Below are 12,923 nucleotides of genomic sequence, written 5' to 3'. Positions count from 1 at the left end.
TCTCCTCTACTATTTTATTGTAAGATAACAGCCATGACTGGCCGATAAAACTGGTGTTATTTTCGACGGTGGTGAACTTGGTAAGCAACTCCGATAATCAAAAGTAATCCTAACCCAAGCCACCAGCCATTGCTTGTGAGTTCACCCATACTTGGTAAGAGCTTTAAACCATTAACAATCCCTTTTCCGCTTGGTGTACTGTCTTCTATTGGAACATTTGGCAGCTCCTTTACCGGGTCGGAAGGTGTTGTTGGCTCAGGAGCTGGTTCACTCGTCGTAGGTGGTTCTTCTTTGATTTTCAAGGTAATGCCTGCTTTACTGCTGTTACTAGCTGTTCCTTCTGCTTGAACTGTCTGTCCACCAATCATGCATAGGATGAAGGCAGTGAACAAAATAAGTAAGGCCTTTTTCTGTTTTTTCATTGTCTCTACCTCCTATGATGTTGGAACAGATTCTAGACTAAATTCAATGACTGACGTGTAATCTCCGGTTGGATAAAACCCAAAGGCGTCAAAATCTAAATAGAAGCCGGTATCTGCGCTCCAGCGAATTTCTTGATCTATCACTTTATCAGGCGTACCTTCACTTTGATAGATTGGTACGCTATTTACAGCATCCAAGGTGTACGTTGGTTTATCCGCAGCCGCTTTAAATTTCAGGACTGAATCCAATGTTTGATCTTTTTTATTGGTAAACGGCTCATTAAGTCGCGCGGTTAATTGCCATTGATTTCTCAAGGAATTCGCCCGTTTATCTGTCACTTTAATTGCCCAATCAGGATCTTCGCGCAACGATTTAGTTTGTTTAGTTACAGATATATTAGTCTCTTTAAACGCCATGATTTCCGGCACATTAATACCTATATTTCCCGGAACAAACTCATAATTAAACGTGACATTTTTTTTGGTATAATGTACTTTTTCAGTTGCTATATTTTCTGGTACTTGAGAAACATTTTGATAATCCTCTATTATTGGCGCTGTTCGTATAGGGTAGTTATGTGTAATCAATCCCATCTCTATACTTGATTGGTTCTCAGATCCTGGTACAGGTATTTGTGTCCCTGTCAGGAGATACTGATAGTCAATTGTAGAAGCAAAGTTGATACTCGTAGTAAAGTCCGTTGTAATCGGAGGTAGCTGGTCAACCGTTAACGCTACATTTCCCTTATAATCAAGATAGCGACCATTGTCTTTATCTATTAAAGTCTTCTCCACTACTTCTTTTCCAGAAAATAGAAGGTTCCGTTCAAACAAGTAGTAATGGTTATACAACTCTGCGTCTTTAATATCCACAGGTGTCACTGTTCCATTTCCTAAACTATCTACATTAAATGTGAATAAATTTGTTCGATCTACACCTGCCTCATCAGTCACCCGCCACTCTCCTTGGCCAAGGACCTCGTTTGCTACAGGAGATGTCAATTGCCACATCATTTGTTGATCACTGTTTGCTGGAGTTTCATACGGAATTTGTTGTACAAACTGGTAATTAAGTTCCGTTTCATTTGCTGGTGTAATTTCTGTAATTTTTTGTTCAATACCTTGTGGATCTGGGATTGCCACTTTCACCAATGGGGTAGTTGGGTATGAAGCGTATATCCCTCCACTTGACCTATTAATAAACGTATAAGAGAATTCTGTTTTATCAGTATATGTTACTGTTAATTGTCTATCAGCTGAAGTTGAAGAGGTACCACTAACTTGTCCTGATAAAATCAAATCTTTGTTATCAATTGTATAATTTATCCCTATTGGCGGATCATACTGACGATCCACCGAATAAACATGTTCTATCTGTTCAGTTGGAAGCGAAATTGATTTTAATGTATTTAAATTAGAAAAGTTCCAATAACCCGAAATAGCTATAGGCTGATTCTCTTTGTCAAAAAACTCAAATTTTATATCTGTCTTTGACCCAACTGGAGCCTGTGAATATATGGTCAAAAAAGAGTTACCTTTTACACCAATAGAGTTGTATGTGTTGCTAGGATCATAGTTAGGTGTCAATGTTATTTTTGTACTAATACTTTCACCATTGTAGTAACCAACATTTTTAAATTTAATACTACGAGGAACATTTGCTTCATCGGAATCATAAATATACTTATTAGAGTCTTCTGGATCTACGCTTAATCCATTAGCCTCAACAATTTCTGTGTCTTCCATTTCTCTTAATAAAAAAGTATTACTTTTTGGAATAGCATTTGTTGTCGAATCCAACCATTTACTATATTCCGGAATCCAAGGATCTTGTTCACTGATTTCTAAATTCCCTATATTTGCACGTACATTTTGGTTCACACCAGCATACAAACGGACACTCATTGTTGTTTGGGTACTTTTAGCAACAAAACTAGCCGAAATTTTTTGATCTCCTTGCAATGTCACATCATTAGCTATACCGCTTGGTCCTGAAACAGCCGTTCCGTTATAGATACTAATTGCTCGTTTACTTGTTGTACTACTCCAAGTATCCGCAGAAAATGTATATTCTTTTCCAGGAATAGTGGTAATCGTTTGCCCAACAAGCAACGTAACACCTGTATCTCCACCAGTTAAATCCGCTTCTAGTTTACCTGTATTTTCTTTATACAAACCTACACTACCAAATCCACTACCTCCTCCATCTTTTCCAATTAATTGGTTGTAATTATTTTGAAACCCCATTGGAGTGGTACCAATAACTACATCCTTAAGAGCACCTGAAACATTCATATTTTGCATATAAAGACTCCAGTCTGCAATGATCGTTTGTCCACTACTATTTTGCCCTCGAGCAAAAACAGGATTTTTCAAGAAATTATCTGCGAGAGGCTGAATAGCTGTTTCATCTTTCAAAAAATTTTTTTCAGCTGTTATATTATTTGTTGAAGTCTTCTGAACATCGCCTTCTACTTCCACCGAAGAAATAAGTGTCTCTTCAGTTGTTTTTGCTAGCCTTGAAATCGATTCATCTTCCTCTGCTTTGATTCTCGTGTTCGGTTGTTGCATAAGCATACTTAAGCAAATTGTTCCTAGAATACTAGCTCCCAGAAGGATTTTTTTTCGCTGTTTCATTTAAGGAGTTCACTCCTTTCACTTCTATTTTTCTCAGATTTTTTTGATGAAAAAATGCTTCGCTCAACCTACCTTATTTCCAGATAGATTGAACGTAAGCATCCCGGCGTTATTCTTTCTTGCCAAAACGACGAGAAATGATCTTATTTAGATTATTACGCGTTCTTTCCTTTACGAAGTTTATACGCGCCACCCATTAATAATAAACCAGCAATTAGAAAAATAATCGTTCCCATACCACCAGTAATCGGTATACCTGGTGTTTTTTTATTTGGTACATTAATTTCTGTTTCGTCACCTGGCACTGTAAATCCAATATCGTTTTTCAACGGAACATAGCCATCTGGTGCTTTCGTTTCTTCCAATGAATAATCATGGATTTGATTCCCTAAAAAATCAATTTGTGCTGGATTTGTTTCTGATTCTTTGTAGAATACCCAATCGTCATGCTCGTCTAAAATTGCTTGGATTTCCGCATCGATCTGTGCTTGTGTTGTTGCTGAGGTACGCGGGCTTGCTGCTACATAAACATATTCTTGTGTCACCGTTTTTTCTGGTTGGTAGACACTACCGTCGCCTGTTAATAATGGTCCTTGTACCGCGAAAATGTATTGTTTGCTGTAATTTACTTCATTCGTATACGCTAAACCGTCTACTGTAAATTTACCATCAGCTCCTGATATAACTGGTGTTGCTTCGCTTTTATCTGCTGTCCAACGAACCACACGCCCGTTTTCGATGACGGCATAAATTTCTTCACCTGCTGGTAATTCTACTTTGTTTCCATCTGCGTCTACTGTATTGATCGGTTGTTTTGGTGTATCTTTGACGATAAATTCTGCTCCTTGTAACGGCGCATTTGTATCGGCATCTGTTTTCACAAAGTCTTTTTTACCAAAAATTGTATTCACAACTTCTGTTGGTTTTCCTGGTCCATAGTTTGGATCTTCTGGTCCTGGTGTATAAGGATTTTCTGGATCAACGGGTTTTGTTCCGTTATTTCCTGGTTTGTTTTCAAAACCTAATTCACCATCATTGGGAATGGCTACATTTGAATTCGCTTTTTCGTTAACCATTACTTCAAATGGTAACTCGATGTAATCGCCTTGTTCTAAATCGGTTAATTTTGCGATTCCTTCCGCTGTGAACGCCCAGTAAATATATTGATCTTTTCCAGCTTCACTTGTCTTACCTGTACGGATTAGGACATCATTTCCAGCTGGTGTATTTTCTGCTGTGATTGATGGGTCATCTGTAATATATGAGTTGAATTCTTTTTTCACTGTGCCGTCTTTACTCTTCAATGTGGCTGTTCCTAAAGACTCCGCATGTGGTGTTTCGCCTAATAAGCTCAAACGCTCATCCAATGGATCATAGACTTCTAAACGGTTGTAGTTGGCTAAATCATCGGGTAGATCCGTAATTTTTAGTGTATATTGTACGCGATCGCCTGTACTATGCGTTGGTTTGTCAATTTCTTTTTCAATTTCTGGTTCACCTGAGGCATAGTTCTTCACGTATAGATTGACATCATAGTTATAGTTGTTTGTGCTTGTTTCTGGTGTGCCTGTTGGTACGTTTAAAATTACTGGTACCGCAGCTTTATCTACCGTATCCGGTTTGCTTGTTTCCACCACTAACCAGCGGTTGTTGTCTAGTTCATTAGTATTAACAGGTAGATTTGAGAATGTAATCGTTCCATCTGACTTCGTTGTTCCCTCGTGCTTCTCTAATCCAGCCGGTAAATTAGCGATGAAATCTTCTGCCGCTGCTTGAGTAACGTTACCATTACTGTCTTCTAGCGCACTAACTTGTGCATCTGTTAGTCGGCCAACAATTGTAAAACCTACACCTGCTAAAGGCTGACCGCTAATTGCAGCTCCGCCATTTACATTATTACCTGTTGCGGTTCCATCTCCTTGAAACTCATCATCATCACCCACAGTACCTGGCTCACGATAATTCGGGTTTAATAATTTATGAATGGTTAAACTCCCTGAATCTTGAATATTCATTTCTTTGGCTTGTGCCTGGACAAATCCTGTCACTGAAGACAAGATCAAAGGCAATGCTAAAGCAAGTGTTAATACTAAATGTTTCAGTTTCGACTTATTCATTCGTTTCTCCTACTTTCTTTTTTTAGTTTATGTCTAATGATTTTGCTATACAAAGTACTTTTTAAGTACTGCGTAACTTTTTTCATGATGAACTTTTCCCTGTTAAGTCAACTAGACAGGGAAAAGATAGCCATACTTGGATACTAGCTCATTCGTTTCTTTTTCCATTGGAAATTATATGCCACACCAATCGCGGTTGCTCCGGCAATCAGTAACCCAATAATTCCAACACTTCCAGTAATTGGCATGGAGGACTTCCGATTAATAATCACCAAGCTTAGTTTAAGTAGAGTATTATCCCATTCATAATCCTTGCCTTCTTCCAACAGTTTTCCATTGTAGTAAACTTCTAAAATACCATCTGGATCTTCATCGGTTCGTAAGATAAAGGTATATGGTGTTTGATTGATGAAATAATCATCGGGTGCTTTGGTTTCAGTTAAGGTATATTCCACATCTGGCTCTAGATCTTTGAAATTAAAGATTCCTTTATCACCGGTTGAAATTTCTGGTTGTCCTGATCCGTCAGTAGGAACTAATGTGAACTCGGCACCATCCAAACGCACTTCATTGTCGTTGACCTTAAGCAATTCCAGTTCGTAGGTATCAATAACTTTATAGTTGACTTTCTTGATTTCAGTTATAGGTCGACCATTCATATCTACAATTTCAGTAGCTCGGATCTCAAATATCTCTGTATAAACATCGTCAGGCATTAGATACCCTTCTGGCGCTTCTACTTCTTTAAAACGACCTTTACGATGATCCCCATCACCTATACCATAGATACTAAATATCTGAGATTCTGTAAGTGTAAACTCTCCATTTTCATCTGTTTCAAAAATTACTGGTTCATTTTTCTGTGTAGCAGGATTCCATTCTTTATAAGTGGTCCAATAATGGTATGTCTCTCCTGCTTGTTCTCCCCATGTCCATTCAAATTCAAATTTTGCGCCAGCTAAACCTAAACTTTGGTCTCGACCGTCAACCTTTTTCAGTGTCAGATCTCGGTCAGATAAACGACTATTTGTTTTCACAATTTCTTCTGGTGTAATAGCCGTATCTTTAATTTCAAACGTAGGTGTATATAGATCATCAGGCAATTCATATCCTGGTGGAGGTGTAACTTCTCGGAAACGGTATGTTCCATTACTTAGTCCATATTTTTCAATATCTTGGTCATTAAGAGTAATCACCCCTGCTTGATCTAGATCTCCATCCTCATCATAGATACTTTCAGTAGTGAATGAAACCGTTTTTCCATCCTTATCTTTGACAGTTTCCCAGTTATTTCCATTTTGTTTTTCTAGCTCGAATACAGCACCTGTCAATCCGGTCCAATATTCATTCTTTCCAGACCCATATCGGTCATCAACTTTAGAAAATTTAAGCAAACGTCCATCATATTGGTTTACATGACGGATAACGGAAGGATTTGATTTGCCATTTAGAATGGTAAACGTCGCAGTATCTTCTTCCAAAATTTCATAGCCTTCCGGTGCTTCTACTTCTCGCCAGAAATACACACCGTCTTCCATTTCCTTCAAATCATCTTGGTCGATGATAATTTCTCCATCTTCATCCGTTACATAGGTAGGATGTCCATAATTTTCTGGTGTCCCTGTTCCGCCTGGTCCAGGATATTTGTATAAGTCAAATTTTGCGCCTTTAACTGGTTGACCATTTTGATCGATTTTCTTCAACATAAAGTCACTATCTTTATAGTTTTTTTTCACTAATCGATTTGGTGTCACTCCGGTATCAGTGACAGTAAACATTTCAGTAAATGGATCATCCGGAAGTTCGTAGCCTTCTGGTGGCACAACTTCTTTCAATTTATAGTTTCCATTTTCCATGAATCTTATTTCATAATATTCATCAAAAACGTACTCGCCATTTGATTCAGTGTAATAGATTCCCGGAAGCTCGTCGTAAAGCGTATATTCCCCATTTTCATCTTCTTTATAGATTTGGAAACCAGCTTCTCCTAATGGCATATTGGAAAAACCATCGACTTTTTTCAAGGTCATTTCTCTATCTTTGGGAATCGCATGGTTCTCTTTTAATACATAATCAGGTGTTGCTCCATCCGCAGTGATTGTGATCGTTTCAGTATACGGATTCGCAGGCATTTCATATCCGCTTGGAGGGGTGACTTCTTTAAAAGCGATATAAATTGGATAATCAGTACCAAAACTCTTGATATCATCTTCATCTAATTCAATTACACCACTTCTATTTGTTGTGTAAGTATTTGAATTAACCTGATTCCATGTTTCTGATCCAGCATCATATTTTTCAATGACAAATTCCGCACCGGATAAAGGTGTATCCATGTAGTCATCTTCTTTTTTTAGAGTTAATGCCCGATCTCCCGGTTCCTCTTCAGATTCATTTTCGACTACGACCACTACATCTGTCCCATTAACTACATCTAATTCAAATTCTTCTGAAAATTCATCGCCAATCCCGCCAACTGCTTCTCTTGCTGATAATGGACTTGGGGCTTGTGGATCTTTATAGCCTTCAGGTGCTTCGATTTCACGGAAACGATATTTTTGGTCATTTGGTTCGCCTTGGTATCTTAGCAGTTCATCAATCAGATCTTCATCATCGATCACAGCGACACCATCTTGTGTGGTGAATTGCTGCTCACTGAACGCTGACCACTGATCGTCTTCACGTAACGATTGAATAATAAATGTTGCCTCACCATCAGTAATTAATGCCCCTGTTGCCTTATCACGTTTTTCTACACGAATAACTTTGCTTGTTGTTTTTTCTTTTTTATTTGTCATTGTTAATTCAACATAAATTGGATCATCCGATAAAGGTGTCCCTTTTAAGGTATCCATTGGAATATCTTTAGCAAAATCATTAGCAGAAAGATCGTTTGCATTATCTTTCTGACCAGATTTAGTTGGATACGGATCAGTATAACCCTCTGGTGTACTGATCTCTCTAAATCGCATACCACTAACATCCGACTGGTCATTTAATTCAATCATATGATCAATCAATCCAGGATAAGTACTATCATTAATAATGATTTGTCCATCCTCATCTGTCACTAATGGTTGTTTATTAATCCCTGTATCAACTGGACCCCATTCGTTATAATACGTATTTCTATTTTGGATGATAAAGACCACACCCGATATTGGTTCTCCTGTTTCTTCATCTGTTTTAGTTAATATCAATTCTCTAGGTGGTGTTTTAATGTTAGACACGTGAACCTCAACAGGTACTTCAACATATTCTTCTGTGATCTCAAATGGATACTCGCTACCATTTAGGAAATAACCGTCTGGAGCCTTGGTTTCCACAAAATAGTATTCACCAAAAGGTAAGTCTGGAACAAGTAGTATTCCGTCATCATTAGTTGTTAACTCTGTTCGAAGCAATGTACCATCTTTTTTATAGAGAGAAAATTCTGCTCCCTCTAATCCTAAATTTTCATTCTTACTATCATATTTATACAAACTGACCGAACCAACTGGTGTATTTTCTTTTACATTAGGTGCTTGTACATTAACTGTGACACCTACGGACGCATCTTCTGTTGTAATTGAAAATTCAAAAAGGTTGGCATTACCTTCTGGTAGATCGTAGCCATCCGGGGCTTTGGTTTCCACAAAATAGTAATCCCCCAATGGTAGGTCGGTAACAATTAATTTTCCATTTGATTCAGTGGTTAAATCAGTCTGAATCGGTTCATTCTCACCTTCTCTATAAAGATCAAATGTCGCACCTGCTAATGTTTCAGTTGTGTTTTCTATATTGAATTTAACAAGCTCTACATTCCCTACTAGATCCTCCGTTTTCACATTTGACATTTTTACTTCAACAGTTTTTTCTGCATCAGCATCTGCTTCTGTTATCGAAAAATCTACTCGATTATCAGGTGTATGTGGTATGTCGTAACCGTCTGGGGCTTGGGTTTCAATAAAATAATAGTCCCCTAATGGTAAATTCTCCACAGATATTTTTCCATCACCATCTGTTGTCAAATCTTTTTCAACAAGTGTGCCATTTTTTGTATATAGATCGAATTTCGCACCTTCTAAAAATGTTGTATCATCTTCAGAGTCATGTTTAATTAAAACAACTGAACCTACTTTTTCAATTTCTGGAGTATTTTTAACTGAAAAACTCAAAGATAAATTATTAGTGTTCCAATTGTAATCTTGCCCCTCAACTAATGTTTTTGATCCTTCTTTTACCGTTAAATCACCATTTTGATTCATAATAATGGTGTAGGTATCTTCTTTCTTTTGATACCCATCTGGTGCTTTAACCTCTGTTAATTCATATGTTACTTCAGGAAGTAATTCGTCAAACTTCACTTTTCCATCACTAGCTACAGACAGTGTTTGATCCATTGAACCATCTGTTGCTTTTAATTGGAAATCAGCCCCTGATAATGCATTACTATTATCATCTGTTTTTTGAATTTCAAGGCTGTAGTCTGGCTCTGTGCCAATTGGATCATCAGGAACTGCTATTTCAATAAAAGCACCCATATTATCTGTAGTAATTTCAAATGAATACTCTGCCGAAGAAACTTCATAGCCGATTGGCGCTTGCGTTTCTTTAAAGTAATATCGGCCTGTAGTTAATCCCTTATATTCAATTACACCCTCATCATCTGTAACTAAGTCTATCTTGTTTACTTTTGTATCTTGTCCGCCATTTTCACTTCTTTTATAAAGATCAAATTCTGCATCAGTTAATCGATATTGAGGATCTGTTTCATTTCCTTCAGAATCGTGTTTGATTAATCTCACCCAACCATTATCACCAGTTGCAGTTCCAGAACCTGCGTTCCAAACTACTTCATCGCTTAAAACCCAGACATTATCATCAAATCCGGTTTCTGGTTTGTACTTAATTCTGATAGTGGCATTATTAGTTAGTTCCTGAGTAACAGATGAATCTATTGGTAGAGTTGCATAACGTAAATCATATGCTCTAAACTCTGTATTGTTGTCCTTAGCCTTTTGTTCGAAGGTTTTAACGGTAGGTAGAATATCAATCTCGAAAGACGTCATATCATTGGCTAGCGAAAGTCTCGGATCATCTATACTCACATATGGATATTCAAACGAAATCCCTTCAAAAAAACCAGATTCTCGCATAGGATAGTCTACAAAATAGTAATCTGGATATATAACTTGATTAAATGGTTTATCAGAAATAATAATACTTTCAATATCCTCAAAATCATTAGCTTTCCCTAATAAAGTTTCGCGTCCAAGGTCAATATTGTATCCAATAAGCCTTCCTCCTGGAACAGAAGGATCAATGCTTATGTCTCCTTTTTTCTGGTTGGCTCCAGTTTGACCAGCACCTTCTCCGCCTCCTCCGCCTCCTCCGCCAGTATCAGGGGGATTAGGGACACTTACTGAAATATCTCCACCAGGTATTTGAATGGTGTTATTCCCATCCTTAACAAATGTCTTATCCAAAGCAAAGATAAGTTCAAAAGTCCCTTTTACATTGGAGTGTTCTTCAATGTGATGAGTCATCGTCATTTGAATTTCGTAACCATCTGCCCCCTTTACAACCTCCGCTTCTCCGATTGCAACCCCATTGGAATCATATACAGGGAAGGTATGTTCACTTAAAATATTAAATTCTTCTGGAATGCTGAAGACTATTACGTCTCCTTCATTAAAAGTATTATCTGGAAGCTCCCACTCATAATATAATTTATACTGTGTCTGCAGGTACATTGTGTCCCCATTTACAATTGGGGTACCGGTAATCGTTGTTAATTCAGAATTAACAACATATTGGTCACCATTATACGTTGCTCGTGGCTGAATAATTCTTGGATCTTCTTTTGCTTTTAATAATGTCTCTTTTACGCTAAATACTTTAGTTCCACCTATAATTATTAACAAAGCTAGCAGAACTGAAATAAACAGCTTCTTTTTGTTTAATTGCATAATATTCCTCCTATCTCTTTTTTAATCATCTTTATTTACAAAATTGTTCTTTTTAAAACGAAACAATATCAACTTCTCCATTATTTTTAGTTTGCATTGTGTACGATAGTTTTTACAGACGAGGTTCGATTTATTGACATATCTTGCCATTTTCGCCTACTGATACGGGACAATTCTTTGTAAAATCGTTCTGTATTTTCAGATGATTCTCTCTTCCAATAAAAAATTGGAGTTGAAAAGGAACCCACTAGTAAATTTTTCGTGAATCCAGTATCACTGACCACCAAATCTGTTTGTTCATTTAATGTCTTATCTATTTTTACATTGAACACCAATCGAGGAGTTGCTAATAATACTTCATCATATAGATATTCTGACTTTCCGCTACTCATGATATATATATGGATTATCGGTTTGTACCGCAACCAATTTACTTGTGTGAGTAAAATCTGTGTATATTCTTCTTTTAATACAAGTCGTTGGTGGTCTGGGATTAATTGACTATGTTCGTATAAAAAATTAGAAACTGTTTCAAAAATTTTACGTATAGTGCCTTGATCTACTTTTCGTATTGATAACTGATGAATCGAGTAGACCTTTTCTAAAAATAGTTGCCGATAAGCAATCAAGCTAAATTGATAACTTAAATTCAAGTGTTCTTCCATTGTTAATGGTGTTGGTAATTTTCGTTCGATTTCCATCAATAAATCAATACCCAGTTTAAACAAAGAAAACTCATCTTGCATCGGTAGTTGATAAAAGAAATGGGGTGTTTTTTGAACAATTGACAGATTGTTATTCAGCAATAACAAAGTGAAAACAACTTGATTCTTTGTTACTTGCTCTTTTTCTTTCAATTCAGGCTCTTTCTCCGATATAAATTGACTTCCTTCAACTAAAAATTGTTGGAAATCTACTGTATCTTCTATGTATAAACTTTCTTTTTGTTTACTCTCTGAAAACAGATCTTTCGTTTGTTTCTTTCTTGAAAAAGAAACGGCAATTAAATACAATGCTGAAATATCATTGACTAGATTATCTGTGTAAACAAATTGAGAAGCTACCATTGAGGCATAATTCTGAACCTCCTGTAAGCTAACGCAAGAAAAGAACCATTCTTTGCTTCCGTATGACCGAGCGAGAAAATTAGCTGCAAACAATCGAATTCCCCATTCATTCCCTTCTAAATGAAGCTTTTTTTTCATCGAAAGAACAACATTATATGTTGCCAATTGTTCATTCAAAAGCACAATCACTCGCCTCAAAGTAGATTTAGAAAGATGGTATTGTTTTGCAGTTTCTTCTATAGTTAACTTTTGACCAAAAATCACGTCCTTTAATAAAAGAAATGGAGCAGATTCATTCAGATAATGTAGCAATAGATAGTCTAACGCGGTCACATCATGTACGTGTATTTGGTAGTATTTTTGTGCATGAGCTCGGTCTTGTGTCAGTTGTAATTTGACGTTTAATTGAACCGTAACTATATCTTGAGTGGTCTCTTTAAATAGGTTAACCAAGGTGCCATACGATGTTTCTAGTTCTTCCATCAGCTGAGCTTGCGACATTCGTCCCTCTGGAGCAGATAGTAATTGTTTTAGTAAAGCATATTTTAATTGTTGTTTTTTGCCTAAAAATTGTTCAATGTTCATTGCTCATCTCCCTTTCTTTCTATATAATGAATTGTGACTTATTAAACTTGTCAATCCTTATTACTTTTGAAAAACCAATATAGTTTTCTTCATCAACAAGTTAATTTATTTATTTTTTATCTTTGTATAATGTATGTTATGTTA

At 36.8% G+C, this 12,923-nt stretch carries 5 protein-coding genes; all 5 read right to left on the bottom strand.

Features of this window, described 5'->3' with window-relative positions:
- Nucleotides 1–56 precede the first annotated feature (56 nt).
- Nucleotides 57–422 carry a hypothetical protein gene (locus tag C240_RS03520; protein ID WP_271491039.1) on the bottom strand — a complete coding sequence of 122 codons (366 nt, stop codon included), beginning with the start codon at nt 420–422 and terminating at the stop codon, nt 57–59.
- 12 nt (nt 423–434) lie between these two features.
- Nucleotides 435–3,059, bottom strand: coding sequence for a hypothetical protein (locus tag C240_RS03515; RefSeq protein WP_271491035.1), 2,625 nt, complete (start codon nt 3,057–3,059; stop codon nt 435–437).
- A gap of 155 nt (nt 3,060–3,214) precedes the next feature.
- Nucleotides 3,215–5,176: a SpaH/EbpB family LPXTG-anchored major pilin gene (locus C240_RS03510; RefSeq protein WP_271491032.1), complete on the bottom strand. Its 1,962-nt coding sequence runs from the start codon at nt 5,174–5,176 to the stop codon at nt 3,215–3,217.
- Nucleotides 5,177–5,319: 143 nt separating this feature from the next.
- Nucleotides 5,320–11,127 (bottom strand): SpaA isopeptide-forming pilin-related protein, encoded by a 5,808-nt coding sequence (locus tag C240_RS03505; protein ID WP_271491029.1) that lies wholly within the window; start codon nt 11,125–11,127, stop codon nt 5,320–5,322.
- Between the two features lie 86 nt (nt 11,128–11,213).
- Nucleotides 11,214–12,779: a helix-turn-helix domain-containing protein gene (locus C240_RS03500; RefSeq protein WP_271491026.1), complete on the bottom strand. Its 1,566-nt coding sequence runs from the start codon at nt 12,777–12,779 to the stop codon at nt 11,214–11,216.
- Nucleotides 12,780–12,923: the final 144 nt, after the last annotated feature.

Source organism: Enterococcus sp. 5H, assembly GCF_028128615.1.
Lineage (GTDB): Bacteria > Bacillota > Bacilli > Lactobacillales > Enterococcaceae > Enterococcus_L.
The sequence above is the reverse complement of the archived record's forward strand: the minus strand, read 5'-3'. Positions and strand labels throughout refer to the sequence as shown.

Excerpts from the sequence above, each read along its gene's own strand:
- C240_RS03515 (WP_271491035.1), bottom strand. The coding sequence starts at position 3,059 with ATGAAACAGCGAAAAAAAATCCTTCTGGGAGCTAGTATTCTAGGAACA.
- C240_RS03510 (WP_271491032.1), bottom strand. The coding sequence starts at position 5,176 with ATGAATAAGTCGAAACTGAAACATTTAGTATTAACACTTGCTTTAGCA.
- C240_RS03520 (WP_271491039.1), bottom strand. The coding sequence starts at position 422 with ATGAAAAAACAGAAAAAGGCCTTACTTATTTTGTTCACTGCCTTCATC.
- C240_RS03500 (WP_271491026.1), bottom strand. The coding sequence starts at position 12,779 with ATGAACATTGAACAATTTTTAGGCAAAAAACAACAATTAAAATATGCT.
- C240_RS03505 (WP_271491029.1), bottom strand. The coding sequence starts at position 11,127 with ATGCAATTAAACAAAAAGAAGCTGTTTATTTCAGTTCTGCTAGCTTTG.